This window comes from Streptomyces azureus, assembly GCF_001270025.1.
Classification (GTDB): domain Bacteria; phylum Actinomycetota; class Actinomycetes; order Streptomycetales; family Streptomycetaceae; genus Streptomyces; species Streptomyces azureus.
The window spans coordinates 1-24876 of the sequence record NZ_DF968325.1; the positions used below are offsets into that span (position 1 = coordinate 1).

The window sequence follows — 24876 nt, forward strand, 5'->3', positions numbered from 1 at the left end:
TCAGGCGCGGCCGGGCCGGGTCGTCCTCGACCTTGCCGCGCAGGCGGCGCACGTGGACCGTGACGGTCGACAGGTCGCCGAAGTCCCACCCCCACACCTCGCGCATCAGGTCCTCGCGGCCGAAGGCCCGCCCTGGGTGCCGCAGGAAGAAGGAGAGCAGGTCGAACTCGCGGAGGGTGAGGGCGAGTTCGGTGCCGTTCTTGGTGGCCCGGCGGGCTGCCGGGTCGACGGTCAGACCGGCCGCCCCCAGCCGGTGCCCGGGGACGGCGGGCCGGCTGCGGCGCAGCACCGACTCCACACGCAGCACCAGTTCGCGGGGGCTGAAGGGCTTGGTGACGTAGTCGTCGGCGCCCACCTCCAGGCCCAGGATGCGGTCGTCCTCGTCGCCGCGGGCGGTGAGCATGATGACCGGGACCGGCCCGTGTCCCCGCATCCGCCGGCACACCTCCAGGCCGTCCATCCCGGGCAGCATCAGGTCGAGGACGACCAGGTCCGGCCAGTGCGCGGCGGCACGGGTGAGGGCGGCCGGACCGTCGTCGGCACGGTCGACGACGTATCCGGCGCGGGCCAAGTACCCGGCGACGACCTCGGCCACGGTCGGGTCGTCGTCGACGACCAGGACCCGCGGGGACCCGTCGAGGGTCTCCTCGCGCTGATGGGGCTGCTGCATGGCTCCAGCCTCGCACCGGACCGCCGGCGATGCCCCGTCCGGACGCCTCCTCTGCCGCCGACGTCCGCGTTTCGTAAGGAGCCGAAGTCCGGTATGCCCGGTTCGCGTTCGTAGGGTGAAACCGTGACGACGACACCTTCCGACGTCGACGTGGTGCTGCCCTGCCTGAACGAGGCCGAGGCCCTGCCCTGGGTGCTCGAACGGATCCCGCCGGGCTGGCGCGCACTCGTCGTCGACAACGGCTCCACCGACGGCTCGGACCGGGTCGCCCGCGCGTTCGGCGCGACCGTCGTGCACGAGCCGCGCCGGGGCTTCGGCGCGGCCTGCCACGCCGGGCTGACCGCCGCCACCGCGGACGTGGTGTGCTTCTGCGACTGCGACGCCTCCCTCGATCCGTCGCTCCTCGTCCCCTTCGTGCGCGAGGTGCAAGGCGGCGAGGCGGACCTGGTCCTCGGCCGACGGCGTCCCCAGGGCCGGGGTGCGTGGCCCGCGCACGCCCGCGCCGGGAACCTCGCGCTCGCGCGGATGCTGCGCCGCCGCACCGGACTGCGGCTGCACGACCTCGGTCCCCTGCGCGCCGCCCGCCGCGAGCCGCTGCTCGCCCTCGGTCTCACCGACCGGCGCAGCGGCTATCCGCTCCAGATGGTGGTGCGCGCGGCCGACGCCGGCTGGCGGATCGCCGAGTACGACGTGCCGTATCTGCCGCGCACCGGGGCCTCGAAGGTGACGGGCACGTGGCGCGGCACCTGGCAGGCCGTACGGGACATGAGCCGCGTGCTGGGCGAAGCCCCCGGCGAGGCTCCGGCCCTCGAGAGGGGCGCACGGTGACCGCACTCCTCGTCATCGCCAAGGAGCCGCGCCCCGGCCGGGTCAAGACGCGGCTCACCCCGCCGTTCACTCCCCGGGAGGCCGCGTCCCTCGCGGAGGCGTCCCTCGCCGACACCCTGGACGCGGTCGCGGCGACCCCGGCCGGCCGCAGGGTCCTCGTCCTCGACGGGGAGCCCGGCCCCTGGCTGCCGCCCGGCTTCGACGTCGTGCCGCAGTGCGCGGGCGGTCTCGACGAGCGGCTGGCGCACGCCTTCGCGCGCTGCGCCGGCCCAGCGCTACTCATTGGCATGGACACGCCGCAGGTGACGCCGGGACTGCTCACCGTGGACTTCGCCGGCTGCGACGCCTGGTTCGGCCCGGCCGAGGACGGCGGCTTCTGGGCACTCGGCCTGGCCCGCCCCGACCCCGCCCTGCTGCGGGGCGTGCCCATGTCGACCTCCGCGACGGGGGCGGTCCAGCGGGACCGGCTCGTCGCGGCGGGCCTGCGGGTCCGCGATCTGCCCCGCCTGCGCGACGTCGACACGGAGGCCGACGCCCACGCTGTGGCCGCGCTGGCCCCGAAGGGGCGGTTCGCGGCACGGCTGGCTCGGTGTACGGGGAGTGGGTGGGGCGGTGGGGAGTCCGGTCGGTCGGCCGGGGCGGGACCCGGGCCGGAGTGCGGGCGGCCGACCGGGACGGAACCCGGGCCGAAGCCCGGTGAGCCGACCGGGACGAAACCCGGGCCGGAGTCCGGCCCCGCGACCGACTCCCGACCGGCCACCGCGCGTGCCTTCCGCCCGGCCGTGTCCCGATGAGCGCCCCGCCCGCCACCGCCGCCGCCTGGGCAACCGCCGACCCCTACGCCGCTGCCCTGCGTGCCGGTCACGGGCCGCTGTTCCTGCGGCGTGCCGACGGCTGGCTGCTGCCGCTGGAGGTGGAGCGCTGGTGTGCTCGGGCCGACGCGGTGGACCGGGACGTGCTGGACAGGTGTGAGGGGGCCGTGCTGGACGTGGGGTGCGGGCCCGGGCGGCTGGTGGCGGAACTCGCCGCCCGGGGCCGGGCCGTCCTCGGCATCGACGTCAGCGCCGCCGCCGTCGACCACACCGTACGGATGGGAGGCCAAGCGCTGCGGCGCTCGGTGTTCGAGCCGCTGCCCGGCGAGGGCCGCTGGGACACCGTCCTGCTCATGGACGGCAACATCGGTATCGGCGGCGACCCGCGCGCCCTGCTGGACCGGGTGGCCGGACTCCTGCGCCCCGGCGGACTGTTGATCGCCGAGACCGCGCCGGTGGACATCGACGAACGCGCCCAGGTCCGGGTCGTCGGCCTCACGGACGCGCGCGGTGCCGGCGACCCGTTCCCCTGGGCCCGGCTCGGCACGCCCGCCCTGCTCCGGTACGCCCGGGGCTGGACGCGGGCCGGTCAGTGGACGGCCGACGGGCGCCGCTTCGCCGCCCTGCGCACCCGCAGCAGGCGCACCGCCATCAGCAGCGCCGAGCCGCCGAAGAGGACGGCGGTGATCAGCAGCCAGCGGGCGAGGAACACGTCCGCCGGCAACCCCGTGGCGGACCGGTAGCGCCGCTCCACCATGCCGCTGATCAGCGGGAACCACACCAGGAGCAGCAGCCCGGAGAGGGCCGCCGGTACGCGCACGTACGGCACCCACTCCCGGCGCCGGACCGCGCCCAGCCCCCGTACGACCGCCCGGTCCAGGGCCGCGTACAACGGCAGCAGCACCAGGTCGTGCAGCAGCGCCGCGCCCACGAACCACAGCGCCACGCCGAGCCAGTCACCGGCGAGCAGCCGTACGCCCGCGTAGGCGGCGAGCGTGAACGAGCAGGCGAGCAGGAGGAGTTGGCAGGGGCTTCCTGCGGGGGTCCGCGCCCGGGGCATCACAGGTCTCCGAACGTCATCCGGGCCACCCACTTGGTGTTCAGCACACCGGGTGCCGCGGGCACGATGATCCGTGCCGGGTAGCCGTGGTCGGGGGACAGCTCCTCGCCGTTGACGTACAGGGCGAGGAGGGAGCGCGGGTCGGCCACCTGGTTGGCGCGCAGGGCCGCGCTCCGGAAGGCGCCGCGCCGTTGGAGGGACTCGACGAACACGTCCGGCGGGTCGTCGTCGTACCCGACGAGCGCCGCGAGATCGCGCAGCCGCACCCCGCGCCACCACTGGTCCGAAGTCGACCAGCCCTCCACACAGGCGATGGGCAACGCCGAGCTGTGCAGGGGGAGTCCGGCGAGCTGGGCCCGGCTGAGACGGACGGTGCCCGCCGTCCCCGTCAGGACGAGCCGCCAGGCGTCCTCGCCCGTCTCGGCCGTGCCGATCCCGGCGTACGCGGCGGTCTTGTTGATCTGAAAGCCGTTCGGGCCGCTGCCGGGATCGCCGCCGCCGTGCGGTGCGAGGAGGGCGGTGCGCCGCAGGGGCCCGTCGAAGTTCTGTCCCACCGTCGTCGCGAACAGCAGCAGCGAGCCGCCTCCGACGAGCCACAGGGCACCCCGGCGGGAGACGGTCGGCTCGGCGGGGCGCGGTGACACGAGGTCGTTCCTCTCCTGCCGCAGGTGCCGCAGATTGCGCAGTGCCGTGGGCATCTTCAGCAGCGCGTGGGCGACGAAGGCGGCGAAGAACACCCACGCTCCGTAGAAGTGCAGCGGGTAGAAGGAACCGGGGAAGACGTAGTCGAGCTGGACGTTGAGCACACCGGTCACGAACTCGAACAGCGCACCGCCCACCAGGAGCAGCAGCGAGATCCGCTCCAGGGCGTGCGCGAGCGAGCGGACCGGCGGCAGCGCGAACAGCCTCGGAATCACGGACCACAGCTTGGCGAGCAGGACGGGGATCAGGGTGATGCCCAGGGTGACGTGGACGCCCTGGTTGAGCCGGTACAACCAGTGCGGGTTCGTCGGCCAGGCGAAGAGGTAGAAGCCGAGGAGCCCCTTGTCCGGGGTCTTGTCGTTCACCGGCGACAGGCCCGGGTTGTAGGCGGCGTACGAGACCAGGCCCGTCACGAACAGCACGGTGATGCCGGCGAGCAGGACGAGGCCCAGCACCGAGGTGAACCGGGGGCCGCGCAGGGGGCTGCGCCAGAAGCCGGGCGAGGAGGGAGACCGGGGGCCGTCTCGCAGGGGCAACCGTCGGTCGTCTCGCGAGGGCAGCCGTGGGGCGTCGGGGTCGCGCATGTCCCGACGGTAGGCCGGGACCGCCCCGGGAAAGGGTGCTCGACCCATGACGAAACGCTGACGTCCGGCCCGGACGGCGGTCCGCGCCCGCCCCGTCGGCCTAGCGTTCCGGCTGTGACCCGCTCCCTCCGCCGTGACCTGTATGCCGTCGGGGCCGCCGCCCTGCTGGTGACGGCCGCCGTCCTGGTCGGCCGCCACATCCAGGACACCAGCCGCACACTGTTCGTCGACTGGCCCCCGCTGCTGGCGTCCTGGGGCCCCCACCTGGGCCCCGGCACTCCGGCGGCCGTACTCCTGGCGATCGCCACCGTGGCGTACGGCCCCACCCTCGCGGCCCGGCTCCCCTGGCGGACGCTGCTCCCTGCCACCTGGGGCGCGGCCACGGCGTGGATCTTCTCCCTGGCCCTGATCGACGGCTGGGACCGGGGCATCGCGCACCGCCTCACCACCCGCTACGAGTACCTCCAGGTCATCGACCGCTTCGACGACATCCCGGCGGCGCTAGGGGACTTCACCCAGCACATCCTCCTCGACTCCCCCGACAACTGGCCCGCCCACATCGCCGGCCACCCGCCCGCCGCCACCCTCACCTTCGTCCTGCTCGACCGGATCGGGCTGCGGGGCGGCGGCTGGGCGGGCATGTGGTGCATCACCGTCGGGGCGACGGCCTGCGTCGCCGTGCTGGTCACGATCCGCGCCCTGGCCGACGAGACCCTCGCGCGCAGGGCGGCCCCCTTCCTCGTCCTCGCCCCGGCCGCCGTGTGGATGGGCACCTCGGCCGACGCCTACTTCGCGGCGGTGGCGGCGTGGTCGGTGGCGCTGCTGGCCCTGGCGGTCACGAGGCGGTCGCTGTGGTGGGCGGGGGCGTCCGGCCTCCTCTTCGGCCTGACCTGCTACCTCTCCTACGGCCTGACGCTGATCGCACTGATCGCGGCGGCGGTACTGGTGCTCGGCAGGCACGGGGTCCGGGAGCGCCCCGCTCTGCTGGTGCCGCTGCTCGCCGGACTGGCCGTGGTCCCGGCGGCGTTCACGCTCGCCGGGTTCGACTGGTGGGAGGCGTACCACCTCCTGGTCACGCGCTACCACCAGGGCGCGGGCGGCATCCGCCCCTACGGCTACTGGGTGTGGGCCAACCTGGCCTGCACCGTACTCATCACGGGCCTGGCGACGGCGGCGGGCCTGCGCCGGACGGGCGTGGCGCTGCTCCACCGCCGCACCGACGGGGCCGCGGCGGCCCGCCTGGCACTCCTCGTGTCCGCCGCCCTCCTCGCCCTGCTGGTCGCCGACCTGTCCGGCATGAGCAAGGCGGAAACGGAACGCATCTGGCTGCCTTTCGCGGTGTGGCTCGTCCCGTCCTGCGCGCTCCTGCCCCACCCGCGTGCGTGGCTCACGGGGCAGGTGGTGCTGGCGTTGCTGCTCAACCATTTGCTGTTGACGGGGTGGTGACCCTGTCCTGTGTGCCATGAACCGGCGCCCGTACCGAGGTAAACGATCACTCCGCTGATCTGGGGATTTTGCGCTGGTTGGCATTGAAGCGCGCCTTCTTCTGACGATTCCCGCACGTGTTCATGTCACACCATTTGCGGGTGCGACTCTGGCTGGTGTCGAAGAAGGCGGCTCGGCAGGTTGGTGATGCGCACAAGGCCAGTTTCCCGTCTCGTTCGCCGGCGATGATGCTGATCGCGTCGGCGGCGATCACGCTGAGGGCGTCTTCCACGCCGGAAGCCGAGCTGAGCCGCCATCGCCGCTTGCCCTCGGGCGTGAGGATCGCCGCGGCCCGACCCTGAGCGCTGTAGTCATTGATGACTTGGACGGCAGGCGCAGGGAGAGCGTCCTGGATCGCGGCCGCTGTCGCGGCGGCGTGAATCGCCTCCCTCAGTTCCCGGGCGAGGTCGAGCTGGGCAGTGGTGCAGGAGTCCACGGAGAGGCCGCTCACCGCCAGCCAGTCGACGAGTCGTTGCGGCGTGGGAATGCGCTCCACAGCGTTGCCATGACGCTCCGACAGAGTCCCCGTGAAGCTGGTCGCCAGCACGTTACCGAGGCGGAAGTCAGGGAACCCAGTACGCATGGAACCACCTTAGCAGGTTCCACGCTGGCAAGAAGGCATGGTAGAACCGCCTTAGCCGGTTCGCAGTGGTTCGCAGCCGGTTCCACGACGGCCAGGAGGTCTCATGCCCCGTCCAACCAGCGACGTGCAAGCATTCGAAGCCCACGCAACTGACGCTGACCTCGACGATCTGCGCGCGCGACTGGCCGCGGCGAGGCTGCCGGAGGCTGAGACGGTCTGTCGCGCCGCGCCCGGCCCTCGCCGATGGGAACAGGGCGTTCCTCTCGCCGACCTCGTCGATGTCGTGAACTACTGGCGCACCGGGTACGACTGGCGGTCGTTCGAAGAGCGCCTCAACCGCATCGGGCAGTTCCGCACGACCATTGATGATCTGGGAATCCACTTCCTGCACCGCCGATCCGCGCGCGCGGATGCCACTCCTCTGATCTTGACGCACGGCTGGCCAGGCAGCATTGCCGAGTTCATCGATGTTGTAGACGAGCTGGCAGATCCGAAAGACGCAGGCGCGCCGGCGTTCCACGTCGTGGTCCCGTCGCTACCGGGCTTTGGTTACAGCGACAAGCCGGCCACCACCGGGTGGGGAACCGAAAAGATCGCGGCCGCATGGGTGGAACTGATGGGAAGGCTCGGCTACAGCAAGTTCGCGGCCCACGGCGGCGACTGGGGAGGGAATATCACCACGGTTCTCGGTGGCAGGTTCCCGGCGCACGTTCTCGGCATCCATACATTGTTCGCGGAGGCGCCGCCCGGGTTGCCAACGGACGGGCTGACGGCGGTCGAGCGCAAGTGGACCGAGGAAACCCGCGATTTCTGGCGCCACCGCGCGGCGTACGCGAAGCAGCAGGCGACCCGACCGCAGACCATCGGCTACTCGCTCGTCGACTCACCGGTCGGACTTCTTGCCTGGATCCTTGACAAGTTCGCCGAGTGGTCAGACACCGAAGACAGCCCGTTCGAGACGATTTCCATGGACCGGGTTCTTGACGACGTCACCCTGTATTGGCTGACGCGGACCGGCGCATCGGCGGCCCGCATCTACTACGAAAGCCACAACTCGCTGGACCCCGAACTTCGGGTCGACGTCCCGTCAGCAATCAGCATGTATCCCCGCGACATCGAGAAGTGTCCGCGCCCCTGGGCGCAGGAGCGGTACCGACAGATCGTCCGATGGAGGTCACCCGAAATCGGGGGACATTTCCCGTCGCTGGAGGTTCCCGGGTATTTCGTCAAAGACCTGCAAGAGGGCCTCGCGGCGGTGCTGGCCGCTCATCGGTGAACGCGGCTCGGCGACCCGGGCACTCGATCACCGGCTGTTGCCCGTTGACGAGCTGAGACCGTCGGCCGATGCTTCCTCGTGAGCCTCGCGTTCGGTTTCGCGAGAGGCGAGCTGAGCCCTGCGGACGTGGCCGGCCGGCTGTCGATGACGGTCGCTGCCCGTACCCGGGAGGAGACACGGTTCCTCTCCGTCGCGGCGGACTACAGCGAATGGATCAGCCCCGACGAGCTCCCGGGATGGGAAAACGATCTGAGAGCCGCGGCCCACTCGCTGACCGCCTCCACCGACCTCGGCTCCGGTACCGGCGTGCCGGGCCGCGGCGCGATTGGCTAAGCCCTACGCCCCTTCAACGCGCCCTCGCCCGAGCGGTTCGAAGGTGATGTGCGGCGCCAGCGCCCGGAGAAAGTCGGCGGCGTCGAAGATCTGGCCCGCGGAGGCCACGCCCGTCGCGTGGGTCCGGCCCGTGAGGATGCGGTCGGTCGCCTCCACCGCCAGCGGTGCGGTGACGGCGTAGATGTCCTGGCCCGTTGCCACGGCACGGCGGTCGGTGTGGCCGGAGCGGACGACGGCTTCGACGAGGAAGGTCTGGTCGGAGCGTCCCGTCTCGTCGGTCGCGGTCGGTGCCGGGGTGTCCGGGGCGGAGAGGTCGCCGGCCGCTTCCGTCGTCATGTGGGTGCGTACCTCGGGGATGGAGAGGTGGCTGGGGATGGTGACCACGTCGGCCATCGTGAAGTCACCGATGACCTCCCTGGGGCCCATCGGGTCGGGGAAGGGCCACTTCAGGAGGGTCGGCTCGGTGTCGTGGTACTCCAGCCGGCCGTTCGTGTAGCGGACGCGCCGGCCGGACCGCCGCTCGCGGGAGACCGTGCCCGCGATGCGTGTCCCGGGGGTGGGGTGCCAACCGCTCAGTCCGTACGCGACGGTCGCCTCGTCGGCTGTCGTCCAGTCGCCCATCGCGGCCGTGGTCAGGAGGTCGCCCAGGCCGCCGTAGAAGGCCATCGCGGGGACGATCACCGCTCCCGCCGCCCGGGCACGGCCCGCGAAGTGCGTGAAGGTGTCGACGTTGGCCTCGATCTCGGCCGCCACGTCCACGTACGGGATGCCGGCGCGCAGGGCCGCCTCGATCACGGGCGCGGCGGTGAGGGCGAAGGGGCCGGCGCAGTTGATCACGGCGGCCGCGCCGGTCAGGGCGCGGTCGAGCGAGGCGGGGTCGTCGATCGAGGCCGGGCGGACTTCGAGACCGGGGGCGGATGCCGCCAGCGCGCGCAGTTTGCCCGCGTCGCGGCCGGCGAGGATCGGGACGAACCCGCGATCACGCAGTTCAGCCACCACGAAGCGTCCCGTGTGGCCGTACGCGCCGTATACCGTCACCTTCACCGACTGTGCCGTTCCCGTTCCCATGGGTTCTCCCCCGTCGAGTGCTCACAGCACGCGCTGCGAGCTGTTGTGAACATCCTGGCCACCATGGACCGCCCACCGTGAGTGTCCGGAACGACGTGACCCGTACAGTTCCGGACATGACTACTGTCGCGCTCGCCGTCACCGACGGGATGCTGCACTTCGAACTGTCCCTGGCTCATGAGGTGTTCGGGTCGGCTCCGGTGGGCGTGGACGTGCCCTGGTACGACGTCCGGGTCTGCGGGGTGGACGCCGTGCGGGTCGGGCGGTTCCGGCTGGAGTCCGACCAGGGACTCGACGGGCTTCGGGACGCGGACACCGTGATCGTGCCAGGCTGGGCGGACACCGACGTGGAGCCGCCTGCCGAGCTCGTCGGCGCGGTGCGTGCGGCCCACGAGGCGGGTGCGCGTGTGGCCTCCCTGTGCACGGGCGCGTTCGTGCTGGCCGCCGCAGGCCTGCTGGACGGCAGGCGCGCGACCACGCACTGGGCGCACACCGGGGCGCTGGCCACCCGCTACCCGCGCGTGGAGGTCGATCCGGACGTGCTCTACGTGGACAACGGCAGCGTGCTGACCTCGGCCGGCAAGGCCGCCGCGATGGACCTGTGCCTGCACCTGGTCCGTCTCGACCACGGCTCGTCCGTAGCCAACGCCGTGGCCCGCCGCCTGGTCGTGCCGCCGCACCGGGCCGGCGGCCAGGCCCAGTTCGTCGCTGCCCCCGTGCCCACCCGGGACGACCACCCGCTCGCCACGCTGCTGCCCTGGGCGATCGAGCGTCTCGACCAGCCGCTCACCGTGGAGGACCTGGCACGCCGTGCGGGAATGAGCTCGCGCCATCTGGGCCGCCACTTCAGGGCGGTGACCGGCACCACTCCGCTGCAATGGCTGCTGACTCAACGCATCCGCCGCGCCCAGGAGTTGCTGGAGACCACCGACGACATGGTCGACGCCATCGCGGCGGCCACCGGCATGGGCACCGCCACGACGCTGCGCCGGCACTTCAACCGCACGGTCGGCGTGCCTCCGGACACCTACCGCCGGACCTTCCGCTCGACGCCCGGACCCACCCGGCCGGCAGCGGAGTAACTCCCGCCACACAGTGAACGCACAGCCGCCGTTCCTCCTCTTTCACGGCGAACCCCCCAACCGAGAGGAACGTGCTGTGCGTTCACGTACGCGTATACGTACACGTAGACCTTCGCGCCTGTACCCGGCCGGGTCGGTCGTCCTGGCCCTCGCCGCCGCGGGATCCGTGCTGGCGGGGCCGGCCGGCTCCGCCTCCGCCGCCGAGACGGGCGGCGTCGCCGACCTGCGGGCGGATGTGAACCGCGACGGACGGGTCGATGTCACGGGCGGCACCGACAAGGCCGGTGAGAACAGCTGGTCCGTCGGGCGCGGAGCCGTCTACCTGCCCAACATCGACGACGACGGCAAGCGGTGCCCGGTGACCGGGCCGGGCGGCAAACCGCTGTCCAACGCCAAGCTGGCCGCGTGCAACGACGGCTCCGACACGAAGGTCAACGGCAGTGCGGACGCCGCCGACCTCGCCCGGGTCCGTTCCGTCCCCATGCCGGGTCTGCGCAAGGACGCCAAGGGCAGTCTGAAGGTCACCACGGGAGGCAAGCACGCTCGCCTCTTCCTCAAGCGTTCCGGCAAGTGGATCCCGGTGACGTCCAAGACCCGGCTCACCGCCGCCGAGTTGCGTGCCGGTGCGGAGCTCGGTGTCGAGGGCACCGATGTCGTCCGGGACAGCGCGAAGTGGGACGGCCGTGCGGTGGTCCGGCTGACGGTGACGTCCGCGGGCGAGTCCACCTCCGACTCGGTGACCCTCCGCGTCGCTCCGCTGCTGACCCATCACCACCTCCAGAACGCGCAGCAGCTGATGGTGACCAAGATCCGCGGGGCAGGCGAATACGGGAAGTTGCAGCGGAAGTTCGTCGAGGAACTGGGCAACGAGGTCAAGAAGGCCGGTGTCACCAAGCCGCTGATCACCTTCGAGAAGTACGGGGACCCCTGGGCCCAGGACTTCGTCGAACCGGCCTACGTCAGCATGACCGGGCCGGGCGGTCGGCGACACGTGATGCGCGTGATGCTGCGTTCCGCCCAGCTGGACCGGGACGCGGGCCGGGAGCTGTTCGAGAAGGTGCGCGGCCGGGACGTCGGTGTGGTGCAGGTGACCGACCGGGCCGAGCCCGACGACTGGTCGCTCAACTCCATGGGGAACCTGGAGACCATCCCGCCCTACGCGCACGGCGGGCGCTCGTTCCCGGCCGGGCGGATCATCATGGGTGAGCGCAAGGACAGCGGGGCGCGGCCGTCCAAGGTGATGCGGACGATGCTCAAGTCGCAGGGGTTGCAGGATCCGCTGCTGCTGGACACCTCGTGGCTGGGGGTGGGGCACGTCGACGAGTTCGTGCAGTTCCTGCCCGCCGACACCCCGCGCGGCTGGCGCATCGGCGTCGCCGACCCGGAGGCGGGGCTGGAGCTGCTGCGCGGCGCCAAGCGCGACGGCCACGGCAAGACGAAGATGTTCTCCGTCCCGGGCCGGAGTGACAGTTCGGCGCCCAAGGAGACCATCGACCAGGCACTCGCCTCCCGGCATCTGGTGTCCGACAACGAGATGGCGGCACGGCGCATCGCCGCCAACCTGGAGATCCTCAAGCGCGAGACGGGGGTCACCGACGAGGAGATCGTGCGGGTGCCCGCGCTGTACACCCGCGAGTCGGAGGTTGTGACCACCGAGGGCCAGGAGATTCCCGTGCCGCGGCTGACGCGCATGGGCGCCGGTTCCGACCTCGTGGACAGCCTCGGGGACCGCGGCCAACAGAAGTGGCTCGCCGAGAACCCGGCCGGCTCGCGTGCGGCGGCTGCGGCGACGGTGATGACCAGCGCGTACGTTCCCGGAGCGGTCAACGGCGTGCTCCTGGGGCGCGACCGCTACCTCGCCCCGCGCCAGTGGGGGCCCGTCATCGGCGGCAAGGACATCTTCACGGCGGCCGTCACCGCCGCTTACCGGCGGGTCGGCCTGAAGGTGTCGTACATCGACGACTGGTACACGTACCACCTCGGCATGGGCGAGGTGCACTGCGGCACCAACACCCTGCGCGAGGCGACGGCCGCGTGGTGGCAGCGCCCGGTGGCGTGAGCCGTAACGAGGAGTGGGCGGCGGGCGGTTCGGCCCGTCGCCCGGGGCGGCGGAACCAGACGGTCAGGAGCCGGACGGTCCGCCGTCGTGCCCGGGTCCCAGGCGGCGGTAGGCGGCACGGGCGTGGGTGAAGCGGGCCAGGGACGTGCCGACGAGGGCGGCGGTGAGCAGGCAGGCGAGCCATGTGGTGTCGCGGGGAACGGCCCAGGTGAGGGTGCCCGCGGGCGGGATGGCGAAGCCGTTGAGGAACAGCCAGCACAGGACGGCCGTGCCGGGGGCCGCCGTGAAGCGTGCGCACAGGCCGAGCACGGCGGCCAGCAGGGACAGCGCGAGCAGGGCCAGTTCGGGGCGGTCGGTCCCCACCACGGTGTTCAGGACTGCCACCAGCACCAGTGCGCCGCCGAACGCCCCGGCCCACACCAGCGGCGTCGCCACCGGCCGCGGGACGGGCCTGGCTCCGGTGCCCAGCGGCCTCCATCCGATCATGCCGGTGTCTCCTTCCCCGAGGGTGCTCGTCAGGGTCCCACTCAAAGCTGTTCAGTGAAACACTCGAACCGGACAGTCGGGCGACGCCGCCGAGCATGACGAAACCCCAGGTCCAAGACCTGGGGTTGCTTCGTCCGGACCGGCATCACACGAAGGCGCTCTGGCCCGTGATCGCCTTGCCGACGATCAGGGTGTTCATCTCACGGGTGCCCTCGAAGGAGTAGATCGCCTCGGCGTCGGCGAAGAACCTGGCGATGTCGTGGTCCAGGAGGATTCCGTTGCCGCCGAAGATCTCCCGGCTCCAGGCCACGACCTCCCGCATCCGCGCGGTGACGAACGCCTTGGCCAGGGCGGAGTGTTCGTCGCGGAAGACGCCGGCGTCCTGCAACCGGGCGAGCTGAACCAGCATGCCCCACGACGCGGTGATGTTGCCCAGGCTCTTGACCAGCAGGTCCTGCACGAGCTGGAAACCGCCGATCGGCTGGCCGAACTGACGGCGTTCCCGGGCGTAGTCGAGGGCCAGTTCGTAGGCGCCGGCCATGACGCCCAGCGCCTGCCAGGCCACTCCGCTGCGGGTGGCGCGCAGGATCTCGGCGACATCGCGGAAGGAGTTGATGTTCTGGAGACGGTTCGCCTCCGGGACCCGGACGTCGGTGAGGGTGATCTCGGCGTTCTCCACGATGCGGAAGGCGATCTTGCCCTCCATCTTCGCGGGTTCGAAACCGGGCGTGTCCTTCTCGACGACGAAGCCCTTGACGTGGTTGTCGTCGACGTCCCGCGCCCACACGACGACGTAGTCGGCGAAGGTCGCGTTGCCGATCCACTTCTTGGCGCCGTTCAGGATCCAGCTGTCGCCCTCGCGCTTGGCCGTGGTGCGCATGCCGCCCGCGACGTCGGAGCCGCCGAGCGGCTCGGTCATGGCGAACGCGCCGATCTTGTCCATCGCGGCCATCTCCGGGAGCCAGCGGTCGCGCTGCTCCTGGTCGCCGCCGGAGTGGACGGAGTACATCGCGAGGCCGTTGTGGACGCCGAAGAACGTGGCGACCGAGGCGTCGGTGCGGCTCAGTTCCATCGCGAGCATGCCGCTGAGCAGGTTGCTGACGGCGGGCCGGTGCTCGCCGTAGCCCTCGTAGGGCAGGCCGGCGAGGCCGCTGTCGCGGAAGATGCCGATGAGCTCCCGGGGGAACTCACCCTTGGCCCAGTTGCCGTTGACGAGCGGCTTGATCTCGTCGCGCATGAGGGAGCGGGCCTTGAGGAGGATCTTGCGCTCCTCGTCCGGAAGCAGCGCCTCGTAGGCGTAGAAGTCGGCGGTGAGCTGGTCTTCGAGCGGTTCGATGGTGGTGGTCATCTCAGTTCTCCTCCTTGTCCGTGCTGTCCAGGGCGGACAGGACGGCGAGTTGCCTGCGGTCGCGCGTCTCGGTGAGTTCCGGGTACGTGGAGGAGCCGTAGGCCTGTTCCACGGCTGCGATGAGCCGTTCCTGTTGGTCGTCGTTCTGGGACGGGGTGCCGAGGTCCGCCCACATCCGCTTCATCGAGGCGCCGATGTGCTCGGCCATGTGCCGGTAGCCGCCGGGTCCGCCGCCCAGGTGCGAGCCGAGGAACGGCCCGACCGTGGCCCAGCGCAGCCCCAGCGAGTTGGTCATGACCGTGTCGAGTTCCTCGGGCGTCACCACGCCCTGCTCGACGAGGTACACGGCCTCGCGGCTGAGCGCGTTCTGAAGGCGGTTGCCGACGAAGCCGGGGATCTCCTTGCGCTCGACGACCGGGGTGCGGCCGACCGAGGTGTAGAAGTCCACCGCGGCCTTCACCGCGTCCTCGCCGGTGCGCTCGCCGGGCACGACCTCGACGAGCGGGACCAGGTGCGGCGGGTTGAAGGGGTGGCCGATCAGGACGCGGGCGGCGGCGTCGTCCGCCAGTTCCTTGGTGAACTCGGTCGACGGGATGGCCGACGACGAGCTGAGCAGCAGCGCGTGGCCGGGTGCTTCGCGGGCCAGGGTGGCGAACAGGTCCTGCTTGAACTCGATCCGCTCGGGGCCGTTCTCCTGTACGACATCCGCGTCGCGGACCGCGTCGGTGACGCCGGCGGCGATATGCACCCGGCCGGCGAGGCCCGTCACGTCCAGGCCGCGGGCGGCCAGGTGCGGGGCGGAGCGCGCCAGGGCCTCGTCCACGGCCTCGGCGAGGTCCGGTCGCGGGTCGCTCACCCGGACCGTCAGGCCGTGCGCGGCGAACAGGGCCGTCCAGGACAGTCCGATGGTCCCGGCGCCGATCACCGCGGCCGTACGGAAGGTGCGGGTCATGACGCGGCTCCCTTCAGGTAGTCGTGGACCGGCTCGGCGCCGGACAGCGTCAGGTCGGTGAGGACGTGGCTCGCGGAGACGACCTCCAGCACCGGCAGGTCGGCCAGCGGGGCGAGCACGTGCTGGAACAGCTGGAGCCGGGCCGGGCCGGTCCACGCCTCCTTGACGGTGACGTCGGTGATGCGCGTGCGGACGAGTTCCTGCACCCGCGGCGAACCGTCGTAGCCGGGAATCGTCTTGAGCATGAAGGTCGGCACGGTGATCTGTGCCCGGGCCTCCCGCCGGTCCAGCTCGTGGTGCTTGTAGCCCATGGTCGCGGTGGCGACCCGCAGGCTGCCGTGGTCGAGGGTGCCGACGAGCGCGCCGGAGTCGACGGTGAGCGCCGGGGAGCCGAGCACCTTCGGGTAGGCGGAGACCTCGCGGCCGGAGGCGGTCGCCGGGAAGTTGTCGAGGTACATCGCGTGCAGGTACTCGCCGTGCTCGCCCTCGAAGCTGACGGGGATCGCCTGTCCGGCCTCCGTGTAGGGGCCGTATCCGCTGACGTCGCCCATCTTCATGACCTCGAACCGGACCAGGGGTTCACCGGTCCGCAGTGGTTCGGGGACGACGGCCCGCAGCGCGTCGAGGTCGGTGCGGTAGACGACGTTGAGGTACTCACGGTCGGTGAACCGCGGGACCGTCGGCGCGTACGCCGGGCTGGTGAGCGGGGTGGTGAGGTGCTGTCGTACGTCCTCGGCCTGCATGGCGGCTCACCGTCCCGTCCATCGCGCGGGGCGGCGCTCGGCGAAGGCGGTCATGCCCTCGCGTACGTCCGCCGACGCCATCAGGGTCTTCATCTCCCCGCGCTGGAAGGCGAAGGCGTCGGCGTCGGGTGCGCCGTCGGCGGCGCGGACGACGCGCTTGACGGCCGCGAGCGCGAGCGGGGCGTTCTCCGCGAGCCGTTCGGCCAGGTGGAGCGCCTCGGCGACGGCCTGGCCGGTGGCGGTGACCCGGTTGGCCAGGCCCAGTTCGCCGGCGCGGCGGCCGTCGACGGGCTCGCCGGTCAGCAGGAGTTCCATGGCCAGGTGGTGCGGGACGCGCTTGGGCAGCCGGATCACACCGCCGCCCGCCGCGATCAGCCCGCGCTTGACCTCGGGCAGCCCGAACCGGGAGTCCTCGGCCGCGACGATCAGGTCGCAGGCCAGGGCCAGTTCGAAGCCGCCGCCCATGGCGTAGCCCTCCACGGCGGCGATCAGGGGCTTGGCCGGTTCGGCCTCGGTCAGTCCGCCGAAGCCGCGGCCTTCGACCTCGGGCGACTCGCCGCGCAGCGCGGCCTTGAGGTCCATGCCGGCGCTGAACGTGCCGCCCTCGCCGGTCAGGACACCGGCCCGCAGCTCGGGGTCGGCCTCCAGTTCGTCCAGTGCGGCGGTCAGGCCGGTGGCGACCGCGGCGTTCACGGCGTTGCGGGCCTCGGGGCGGTCGAGGGTGATCAGCAGGGTGGAGCCGATCCGTTCGGTGCGTACGGGAGTTGCGGGGGTGCTCATGGCTGTCCTCCTGTGACGGTCAGCGGGCGGCGGCGTCGAGCTCGGCGAGGACGTCCTCGGTGTCCTGGCCGGCGACCGGTGCCAGACGGCGGATCGAGCCGGGGGTGGCGGAGAAGCGCAGCGGGATGCCGATCGTGCGGACCGTGCCCTCGGTCGGGTGCTCGACGGTGTCGAGCAGGTGGCCGTCGCGGACGTAGGGGTCCTCGTGGGCGCGGTCCAGTTCCAGCACCGGGGCCATCGGGATGCTGTGCTTGGCGCACACCTCCGCCCACTCCTCGGTGGTCAGCGCCGGGGCGCAGGACTCCAGGAGCGCGGCCAGGTCCTCGTGGTCGGCGCTGTCGATGGCGTCCCCGTTCACGCGCGGGTCCTCGGCGAGGTCCGGGCGTCCGGCGGCGGTGAAGAAGTCCCGGTAGTTCTGCGGGTTGTACGGCATGACACAGGCCAGGCCGTCCTTGGTGCGCACCGCCTTGTGGCCCTTCAGCATCGACAGGGCGAAGCCGGTGGGGCCCGTCTCGGGCACGTGGGTGTGTCCCGCCAGGTGCTCGACGAGGTTGAACGCGATGAGTGTGTCCGTCATCGGGATCTCGACGAGCTGGCCCTGCCCGGTCCTGTTCCGGTGCAGCAGGGCGGCGAGGACGCTGTAGGCGATGGTCAGGGAGGAGACCTTGTCGCCGATGATGGTCGGCAGGTAGACGGGCTCGCCCAGCGCCCGGTCGGCGATGTCGACCAGGCCGGACGCGGCCTGCACGGTCTCGTCGTAGGCGGCGTTGCCGGCCCGGTCCGAGTCGCTGCGGAAGCCCTGGGCGTGCGCGTAGACGAGGCCCGGGTTGCGGGCGGCGATGTCGTCGTGGGACAGGCCCAGGCGGTGCAGTGCGCCCGGCCGCATGTTGGTGATCAGCACGTCCGCGGTGTCGATCAGCCGCAGCGCCCGCTCCCGGTCCGTCTCCTCCTTGAGGTTGAGGGCCACGCTGCGCTTGTTGCGGTTGACGTTGAGGTTCAGCGGGGTCATGCCCGGCGTGGTGCGGTAGTGGCCCACGCGCACGGTGTCGGCGGGCGACTCGATCTTGATCACGTCGGCGCCCAGGTCGCCGAGGATCTGTGCCGCGTAGGGGCCCATCACCACGGTCGAGAGGTCGATCACGCGGACGCCCTCCAGGGGGCCGGCGACGGTGTCCTTGATGTCCGTCATCGTTTTCCTTCCACTCCTCGCTTCACCTGTATGTGTGTATCTGGAAACTAAGTTAGCAAGAGGGGAATGGAAAACGGAAGCGAATGGAGTGACCAATGAACGAAAGGCGGCATGACCACAGTGGTCATACCGCCTTTGCGAATATTTTTCGAATGCTTGGCCGAGTCAGGCGCGGAGCGGCTCGGCGAAGATCTCGTGAGCGGCGGCGACGACTTCCTCCAGGTCACCGCCGTGCGCCCGGTCCTTGCGCCACAGCAGACCGGTCTCCAGCCGGGGATGGAAATCCGAGAAGGGAAGAACGGCCACATTGTCGAGACGGTAATTCTGAACAGGGCTTCGCGGATCCAGCATGGAAATGGAGAATGCCAGGCCACTGGAGACTATCTCGGAAACACCGTCGAAAGTAGCGCTGCCGATTTCGATGCGTTTCTTGATACCGAGTTCGGCCAGTTGCTGGTCGAGACCGCGGAAATACGCGTTGGTCACGGCCGTGGGCGAGCCCGCGTAGGCGAGTCCGGACAGTTCTGCCAGTGCGACCGACTCCCGCCCCGGGAAACGGTCCCTGGGCACGACCGCGCCGAGCCGCTCCGACATCACCGGCAGCTGCTCCAGGGCCGGGTCGGCGCCGACCGGGAGCCGGGCCAGGGTCAGCGCCAGTCTGCCGTCACACACCGCGTCGACCAGACGCTCGGTGCCGCCCGGCCAGCGTTTGATCTCGAACCGGTCGCCGACCCGCTCGGCGAGGGCGTCCATCCGTTCCCGCAGGTCCGGATGGATGCCGCTGGGGACGCCGAGCAGCAGGGTGGTCCGCCGCGGCCGGGCCGTCTCGTCCAGCCGCCACTGGATGGAGTCGACCTGCTCCAGCACACCGCGGGCGATCGGCAGCAGCGCGCTGCCGGCCGGGGTGAGCCGCACATGATGGGTGTCGCGGTCGAACAGCCGGTGTCCGAGCTCGTTCTCGAGATCCTTGATCCGCCGGCTCAGCGGGGACGCCGCCATGTGCAGTTTGCGGGCCGCGGTGGAGAAGTTCAGTTCTTGGGCGACGGCGACGAAATAGCGCAGGTGCAGGAGCTCCACCCGGCTCACCCTAACCGGTGTGGTCGGCGGTCCTGGGGGCTGTGGGGCAGGGGAGTTCCTTCTCCAGCAGCGTGAAGGACTTGGGCGCCCCGCCCGGCTGCGGCTTGCCCTCCTTGTGGCCCACCACGCGGTAACCGGCGTCCTGGTAATAGGCGTTGAGCTGTGCGTTGCCCGCCAGGCAGTCCAGGCGGACGCGGGTCCGTCCGGCCTCGGCCACCCGGCGTTCCGCGGCCTGAAGCAGCAGCCGCCCCGTGCCGGGCGCGGCGGCGTACCGGTCCACCATGAGCCGGTGCACGTACCCGGCCACGGGCGGCTGCGGCCCCCAGGCGGCCTCGTCCTCCCACCACAGCTCCCAGGCTCCGATGGCGCGCCCTTCGGCCTCCGCGAGCCAGACCTCGTCCTGGGCCATGACCTGGCGGAAGTGCTCCTCGTCCAGCTCCCCCGGCCGCCACTGCCCGGTGATGCCGCGGGCCAGCATCCAGCGGGCCGCGCCGTCGCGCAGACGGACGAGGGTGGACAGGTCGGTCTCGGTGGCCGGGCGGAGGCGTAGATCATTCACCCGGGGATCGTCGCACGCGCGCGGTCACGGCCGGGAGGCTTCCCATTCGCCTCCGCCTTGGCCGGGCACGTAAACGTAGTGCGGACGGCCGGTCTTGGAGGTGGTGCGGAAGGGCTTCCCGCCGTCCGTGATCTCTATCGTCCCCTGGCGACCACCGCTGCTCCACTGCAGCTCCAGTTGCCACTTCACATCACGGGTGCCGGTGTGGGCGGTGATGTACAGCACCTCGGGGTCGGACTGGCTGACCTTGTAGGGGAAGCCGCGCTGGCCGCCCTTCGGCGCCACTGTGGGCTGTGCCGCGTCGAGGTCCAACCCGAACTCCCTCGGTTCCACCCCTCCGCCGCAGCCCGACCCCATCTCGTACGCGGTCCAGGCCAAGGGCGCGGCCGAGCCGACTACGCGGACGTGCAGCGACTCGATGACCACGGCCTTGTCCCCGGTGCCCTGGACGGTCACCGAGACACGGTGCTTCCCGGCGGATACGGCACCGACATCGCTCGCCCATTTCGGGCCGTCCCGCACCGTCGGCGGTGGCAGTGGGACTTGGGCGGGGGGCCGGTCGACCATGTAGAACGTCCCGCAGTAGGCATCCCAGTCGTGGGCACGGGCGCTCACCGTCAGCGGCACGGGGTCATCGTCCGGGGCGGGGTCCGGGACGGTGTCCGGGGCCGGGGCCGCACCGTGGCCGGCCGACTCCGCCGCCGACGCCGGCCCCGACGGCTTCGTGCTCGGCGTCCTGGAGTCCGGAGACCGGCTCGGCCGCGCCGAGGGGGACGTGGACGGGGACGCCGATCCGTGCGGTGCGTGGAGATCGGTGGACCCGGCCACGGTGGGCACGCGCCGGCCGCCCGGGTCCTCGCCGGTGTCGATGTTCTCCAGGACCGCCGTCGTCAGGGCGACCACGGCCAGGGTGCTCGCTGCGACCACGATCCGCCGCTTGCGGAAGCCGGAGCGGCGCCGTACCGGACGCTGCGTGGGCACGCCCGCTTCCGGTGGTGCCTCCGCACCGGATCCGGGCAGGCTCCCGGTCCCCGGTACGGACGCGGCCACCCCCGGCTCCGCCACCACAGCCGCCCCGGATCCCGGCAGGGCAGCCGACTCGGAGTCGGCCCCAGGTCCCGCCACGGATCCGGGAGCCCCCTCCGGCTCGGAGCCGGGTCGGGGCACGCCGTCCTGGCCCGCGGCGGCCGGAGTCCCTTCCTCTGCCCTGTTCGCCGCGGCCCGCCGGGAGCGTTCCCGCGCCGCGTCGGCCACGACCCATCGACGGTGCAGCTCGACCGCTTCCTCCGGGGTCGCCTTGCACAGCCGCGCGAAACGCGAGACCGACGCGTAGTCGGCCGGCACCCCCTCCCCCTTGCAGTAGCGGTGCAACGTCGACGTGCTCATGTGCGCCCGCTTGGCCAGAGCTTCGTAGCTCAGCCCCGAACGCTGCTTCAACTCGCGTAGAAGCGCAGCGAAATCAGCTGTCTCCTCAGCCGTCCCCACTGGTCCTCCATCTCGTTCGGCATCCCACGAGTGGGACGTTCCCCCTGGTCAGAGCCGGTGCTGCCGTCCCAGCGTGCCAAAGGTCCGGTTGGAATGGCGGATGGGACGGAGCGTGGCACAGGCTTGGGTCATCCAAGCACGCCGCCCCGTTCGAGGGCGGTGACGCCGATCTCAACTTCCGGTTTCGGCCGCACATCTGTCCGACCGACACCCATAAACCGGAACGTTCCATTCCGTAAATCCGGAACTCAGGAAACTCGAAACTCAGAGAGAGCAGTTCATCGCATGCGTATCGCACAGCGCTCCACCACCCGCGTGGCCGCCTCCTCCCTGGTCGCTGCCGCCGCTTTCGCGCTCGTCGGTGTCCAGGCCGCGGGCCAGACGGCCTCCGCCGCCACCCCGCAGCAGGCCCCCGTGACCGCCAGCTGCACCGCGGCGAACACGGAGCTGACCGTCAAGGACGTCCCCCGGCCCATCAACACCCTGCTGCTCACGGCCACCAACACCGGCACCAAGCCCTGCAACCTCTACGGCGCGCCCTACCTGGCCGCCGGCGCCGGCGCCCAGGCCCCCGTCCCGTGGCTGGACTCCAGCAAGCCCCAGGCCGTGGTGACCCTGGCTCCCGGCGAGTCCGGGTACGCCGGCATCGGGACCTCCTCCCCTGACGGCGACGAGGGCTACATCGCCAAGACCCTGGGCGTGCACTTCGCGAACAAGCAGCAGAACGGCTCGGTCGGCAAGGGCGCGACGCTGCCGCTGCCCAACGGCGGCGTGTACTTCAACAGCGCCAACTTCGTCACGTACTGGCAGAGCGACGTGTACGACGCGCTGTTCGGCTGAGCCGTCTGGCGTCCCACGGCACCGCCGGTGGTTGCGGTGCCGTGGGACGCGAGCACGTGAAGAAGTGTTTCCTGCCGAAGCCCGGTCCCAGCACCGCCGCGCGAGGACGCGTGGGGCAGGCGCTGGTGCCTGACGGTCACGCAGGTTCGGGGATCCGGCGGTGGCCCGCCAAGACGACCAGTGCGCCGACGACCGCCAGGCCCATCAGGACGCTGCCGAAGACGGTCGCCCCGGTGGGCAGGCCCACGGTGTCCATGAGGTAGCCCGTGGACACCGGCAGGAGACCGGCCGGGAGGTAACCGCCCACGTTCAGCGCGGCGTTGGCCTCGGCGAGTCGCTGCGGCGGGACGGCGGAGTTGAGCAGGGAGAGGCCGCCGAGCTGGCCCATGCCCTGGCCGGCCCCGGCGAGCAGGGCGGAGGCGACGAGCAGGGCGACGGACGAGGCGGGCACGGCGGCGATCAGTGCGGCCGTGCCGAGGGTGGTGCTGATCGCGCCGGCGGTCAGGACGGTGCGCCGGGGCAGCTTCCGCACGGCGAACTGGACGCCGGTGGCCGCGAGGAACATGACGAACGCCATGGCTCCGGAGACGATCCGGCTGGTGGTGCCGAGCAGTTCGGTCAGCAGCGTGGGGCCGAGCGACAGCACGAAGGACGTGGCGGTGATGCCGGGGGCGAACACCGCGATGCCCAGGGCGAGATGGACGCCGTTGCCGCGCGGCACCCCGGGCACGCGCACCCAGGCGCCCTCACCGGGCGCGGCGGGACGGCGTACGGGCATGCGCAGCACGGCGAGGACGGCCGTGACCAGCAGCACCGCCTCGACGGCGAAGACGGTCACCGTGGGCGCCGGCAGCGTCTCGGACAACACGCCTGCGAGCAGCGGGCCGAGGCCGGCCCCGAAGACCATCGCGCAGGAGGCGAGCAGCGCGGCCAGCCGCCTGCGCTCAGGGCCCGCCACGTCCGTCACGGCGGCCATGCCCGCGGAGACGACGGCGCCGACGGCGATCCCGGTGAACAGCCGGGCGACGAGCAGCGCGGTGACGGTCGTGGCCGTGGCGAAGATCGCGCAGGCGGCTAGTGCGAGGGCGAGCGCGGGCAGCAGCACGGGCTTGCGTCCCAGCCGGTCGGAGACGACACCCGAGACGAGCAGCGACCCGAGCAGGCCGACGATGTAGAACGCGAAGACGACGGTCAGGGTGCCCTTGGAGAACCCGATGTCGCGCTGCCACAGCACGTACAGCGGGGTCGCCGCGTTGGAGAGCACGAAGACGGCGGTGACCGGCCACGCCGCCAGCCACACCCACCAGGTGGGGGTACGGGGTGCGGCGGCCTGACGTTCCGGCATGGTTGATTCCTCCGGCGAGCTCAGTACGAGTTTTTTCGAACCTAACATGCAGTACGATGAAACTCGTACAAGAGATTCGGATGACAGGGAGCTGCCCATGTCCGCGACGGCTCACGACGTGCCGGTCATCAAGGTGCTGCCGGAGCCGGAGAACCTGCCGGAACCGCTGCCCGAGCCCGCGGTCGAGGAGTTGCGCCTGGAGACGGTGCTGGGCGCGCTGAGCGACCCGCTGCGCCTGACGATCGTGCGCAAGCTCCTGCTGGAGTCGGAGGCGTTCGACCACTCCTGCGGCTGGTTCGGCCTCGACCGCCCCAAGTCCTCCCTCACCCACCACTTCAAGGCGCTGCGCGAGGCCGGTGTCACGCGCCAGCGCCAGTACGGGCTGGAGCGCCGCAGCCACGTCCGCGTGGCCGACCTCAACGCACGCTTCCCCGGCCTGTTGGATCTGGTGGCGGCGTGGGCCCCGGACACGCCCTGAGCTGACGCGAGAACCACCACCGACGACCGCCCGGACGCGTTGTTCAGTCAGCGGACCGGGTGGCCGAACAATCCGTGCCGCGACTGAACTGGGCTCGCCGGGAAGGGCCGCAGCACGGAGAGGGGTCGTCGGATGGGCAGGAGCAGGGGCGTCGCGGGCGTGGTCGCCGGGCTGGTGCTGGCCGTCGGGGGTTGCGGGGAGAGCGGGACGGACGACAAGGCTGCCAAGTCGTCGGCCGAGCCGAAGCCGACCGGGTCGCCGTCATCGTCGCCGTCGTCCGAACTCGTGGAGTGGGTCGGCGACATGTGTGAGTCGACGGTCGCGCTCCGGAACCTGCGCAAGGAGAGCGCCGCGGATCTGAAGGAGATCCGGGACTCGGACGATGAAACCGGGATGTTCGCCCACGCCCGCGCCATCAGTTACCTCTCCACGACGCCGGCTGACGTGGAGACCGTGGCCGGTGACCTGGAGGCCCTCGGTCCGTCGGGCGTTCCCGCGGCCGACCGGCTGCGCGACGCCCTGCGGAAGAAGGTGAGGAGTGTCGCGGACAAGCTCGGAGCCCAGTCACCGGCGGTGGGCCTCGAGTACGCCGAGAGCACTGCCGCGGACGTCGACAAGCAGGTCCAGTCCCTCACCCCGCCCGAGCCGGACCTGCCCGCGCTGACCAAGAGGGTTCCGCGGCTCGCGGCGGCGTACGAGCAGGCCGAGCAGTGCGCGCCGGGCTGGAAGCCCGACGGGTCGTCCGGGGAGGGCGGCTCGCCCGCTGCCGACCCCACCGGCCCGCTGCCCAAGGCGGCGGACGGCAAGAACTACGCGGCCTGCTCGGACGGCGCGTGCGAGGTCCTGGTGACCTCCACGGCGGACATCACGGCGAAGGGCACGAAGGTGCACGTCACCGTGGCGGACGACTCCGTCACCTTCCAGTCGGGGGGCGCCCTGATGCAGCTCGGCGGCGGAGGCGGTGAGGCCGGTTTCGGAAACGGCCTGAAAGCGAACGTCGTCGCCCACGACAAGGACGGTGCCGTGCTGAAGTTCTCCCGCTCGTAAGCACC

The 24876-nt window shown here is 71.5% G+C and carries 24 protein-coding genes and 1 pseudogene; 11 read left to right on the plus strand and 14 right to left on the minus strand.

Annotation, left to right across the window (positions count from 1 at the left end):
- On the minus strand, positions 1–670 hold a 670-nt coding region (locus tag AOQ53_RS23715; protein WP_059420244.1), incomplete at its 3' end, for a response regulator transcription factor.
- A gap of 123 nt (positions 671–793) precedes the next feature.
- Here AOQ53_RS23715 and AOQ53_RS23720 point away from each other — a divergent pair.
- The 3 genes and pseudogenes from AOQ53_RS23720 to AOQ53_RS23730 all read left to right on the plus strand — a co-directional run bounded on the left by AOQ53_RS23720 (position 794) and on the right by AOQ53_RS23730 (position 3053).
- Entirely contained in the window at positions 794–1498 is a 705-nt protein-coding gene (locus tag AOQ53_RS23720) for a glycosyltransferase family 2 protein (RefSeq protein WP_059420245.1), read from the plus strand.
- Positions 1495–2100 (plus strand): annotated as a pseudogene (locus tag AOQ53_RS23725) (TIGR04282 family arsenosugar biosynthesis glycosyltransferase); the annotation flags it as partial. The gene AOQ53_RS23720 and the pseudogene AOQ53_RS23725, both read left to right, overlap by 4 nt.
- Before the next feature lie 188 nt (positions 2101–2288).
- Positions 2289–3053: a class I SAM-dependent methyltransferase gene (locus tag AOQ53_RS23730; RefSeq protein WP_059420246.1), complete on the plus strand. Its 765-nt coding sequence runs from the start codon at positions 2289–2291 to the stop codon at positions 3051–3053.
- Between the two features lie 316 nt (positions 3054–3369).
- Here AOQ53_RS23730 and AOQ53_RS23735 read toward each other — a convergent pair whose 3' ends face one another.
- Positions 3370–4656, minus strand: coding sequence for a molybdopterin-dependent oxidoreductase (locus AOQ53_RS23735; protein WP_236711764.1), 1287 nt, complete (start codon positions 4654–4656; stop codon positions 3370–3372).
- A 114-nt stretch (positions 4657–4770) separates the two neighbouring features.
- Between AOQ53_RS23735 and AOQ53_RS23740 the strand changes: the two genes are divergently transcribed.
- The gene (locus AOQ53_RS23740; RefSeq protein ID WP_059420249.1) at positions 4771–6102 is read left to right on the plus strand and encodes a hypothetical protein; all 1332 of its coding nucleotides are present in this window, start codon (positions 4771–4773) and stop codon (positions 6100–6102) included.
- A gap of 46 nt (positions 6103–6148) precedes the next feature.
- Here AOQ53_RS23740 and AOQ53_RS23745 read toward each other — a convergent pair whose 3' ends face one another.
- Complete coding sequence (locus AOQ53_RS23745; protein WP_059420250.1) at positions 6149–6724, minus strand: CGNR zinc finger domain-containing protein; 576 nt, start codon at positions 6722–6724, stop codon at positions 6149–6151.
- 103 nt (positions 6725–6827) lie between these two features.
- Between AOQ53_RS23745 and AOQ53_RS23750 the strand changes: the two genes are divergently transcribed.
- The gene (locus AOQ53_RS23750) at positions 6828–8000 is read left to right on the plus strand and encodes an epoxide hydrolase family protein (RefSeq protein WP_059420251.1); all 1173 of its coding nucleotides are present in this window, start codon (positions 6828–6830) and stop codon (positions 7998–8000) included.
- A gap of 78 nt (positions 8001–8078) precedes the next feature.
- Entirely contained in the window at positions 8079–8333 is a 255-nt protein-coding gene (locus AOQ53_RS23755; RefSeq protein WP_059420254.1) for a hypothetical protein, read from the plus strand.
- 3 nt (positions 8334–8336) lie between these two features.
- On the opposite strand, the gene AOQ53_RS23760 is transcribed toward AOQ53_RS23755, so the two are convergent.
- Entirely contained in the window at positions 8337–9401 is a 1065-nt protein-coding gene (locus AOQ53_RS23760) for a saccharopine dehydrogenase family protein (RefSeq protein ID WP_059420256.1), read from the minus strand.
- A gap of 116 nt (positions 9402–9517) precedes the next feature.
- Between AOQ53_RS23760 and AOQ53_RS23765 the strand changes: the two genes are divergently transcribed.
- A complete protein-coding gene (locus tag AOQ53_RS23765) occupies positions 9518–10483 on the plus strand; it encodes a helix-turn-helix domain-containing protein (protein ID WP_059420258.1) in 966 nt (321 codons plus the stop codon).
- Positions 10484–10601: 118 nt separating this feature from the next.
- Complete coding sequence (locus AOQ53_RS23770) at positions 10602–12542, plus strand: protein-arginine deiminase domain-containing protein (RefSeq protein ID WP_408055178.1); 1941 nt, start codon at positions 10602–10604, stop codon at positions 12540–12542.
- Positions 12543–12605: 63 nt separating this feature from the next.
- Here the strand turns inward: AOQ53_RS23770 and AOQ53_RS23775 are convergent, their stop codons facing one another.
- From AOQ53_RS23775 to AOQ53_RS23815, 9 genes are all read right to left on the minus strand, one after another.
- Positions 12606–13028, minus strand: a complete 423-nt coding sequence (locus AOQ53_RS23775) for a hypothetical protein (protein WP_059420259.1) — start codon at positions 13026–13028, stop codon at positions 12606–12608.
- A gap of 145 nt (positions 13029–13173) precedes the next feature.
- Positions 13174–14376, minus strand: a complete 1203-nt coding sequence (locus AOQ53_RS23780) for an acyl-CoA dehydrogenase family protein (RefSeq protein ID WP_059420260.1) — start codon at positions 14374–14376, stop codon at positions 13174–13176.
- 1 nt (position 14377) lies between these two features.
- Positions 14378–15328 carry a 3-hydroxyacyl-CoA dehydrogenase NAD-binding domain-containing protein gene (locus AOQ53_RS23785; RefSeq protein WP_059420261.1) on the minus strand — a complete coding sequence of 317 codons (951 nt, stop codon included), beginning with the start codon at positions 15326–15328 and terminating at the stop codon, positions 14378–14380.
- Positions 15325–16071: an acetoacetate decarboxylase gene (locus AOQ53_RS23790; protein WP_059420268.1), complete on the minus strand. Its 747-nt coding sequence runs from the start codon at positions 16069–16071 to the stop codon at positions 15325–15327. The genes AOQ53_RS23785 and AOQ53_RS23790 overlap by 4 nt, the downstream gene beginning before the upstream one ends.
- Before the next feature lie 6 nt (positions 16072–16077).
- Positions 16078–16851: a crotonase/enoyl-CoA hydratase family protein gene (locus AOQ53_RS23795; protein WP_059420270.1), complete on the minus strand. Its 774-nt coding sequence runs from the start codon at positions 16849–16851 to the stop codon at positions 16078–16080.
- 19 nt (positions 16852–16870) lie between these two features.
- Positions 16871–18040, minus strand: a complete 1170-nt coding sequence (locus AOQ53_RS23800) for a CaiB/BaiF CoA transferase family protein (RefSeq protein WP_059420272.1) — start codon at positions 18038–18040, stop codon at positions 16871–16873.
- Between the two features lie 165 nt (positions 18041–18205).
- A complete protein-coding gene (locus AOQ53_RS23805) occupies positions 18206–19117 on the minus strand; it encodes a LysR family transcriptional regulator (RefSeq protein ID WP_059420338.1) in 912 nt (303 codons plus the stop codon).
- Between the two features lie 10 nt (positions 19118–19127).
- Complete coding sequence (locus AOQ53_RS23810; RefSeq protein ID WP_059420274.1) at positions 19128–19676, minus strand: GNAT family N-acetyltransferase; 549 nt, start codon at positions 19674–19676, stop codon at positions 19128–19130.
- 24 nt (positions 19677–19700) lie between these two features.
- Positions 19701–21161, minus strand: coding sequence for a transcriptional regulator (locus AOQ53_RS23815; RefSeq protein ID WP_063888946.1), 1461 nt, complete (start codon positions 21159–21161; stop codon positions 19701–19703).
- A gap of 285 nt (positions 21162–21446) precedes the next feature.
- Between AOQ53_RS23815 and AOQ53_RS23820 the strand changes: the two genes are divergently transcribed.
- A complete protein-coding gene (locus AOQ53_RS23820; protein ID WP_059420277.1) occupies positions 21447–22001 on the plus strand; it encodes a DUF4232 domain-containing protein in 555 nt (184 codons plus the stop codon).
- A 136-nt stretch (positions 22002–22137) separates the two neighbouring features.
- Here AOQ53_RS23820 and AOQ53_RS23825 read toward each other — a convergent pair whose 3' ends face one another.
- Entirely contained in the window at positions 22138–23346 is a 1209-nt protein-coding gene (locus tag AOQ53_RS23825) for an MFS transporter (RefSeq protein ID WP_059420279.1), read from the minus strand.
- A gap of 97 nt (positions 23347–23443) precedes the next feature.
- Between AOQ53_RS23825 and AOQ53_RS23830 the strand changes: the two genes are divergently transcribed.
- A complete protein-coding gene (locus tag AOQ53_RS23830) occupies positions 23444–23824 on the plus strand; it encodes an ArsR/SmtB family transcription factor (protein ID WP_059420281.1) in 381 nt (126 codons plus the stop codon).
- A 132-nt stretch (positions 23825–23956) separates the two neighbouring features.
- Positions 23957–24871, plus strand: a complete 915-nt coding sequence (locus AOQ53_RS23835; RefSeq protein WP_059420283.1) for a hypothetical protein — start codon at positions 23957–23959, stop codon at positions 24869–24871.
- Positions 24872–24876: the final 5 nt, after the last annotated feature.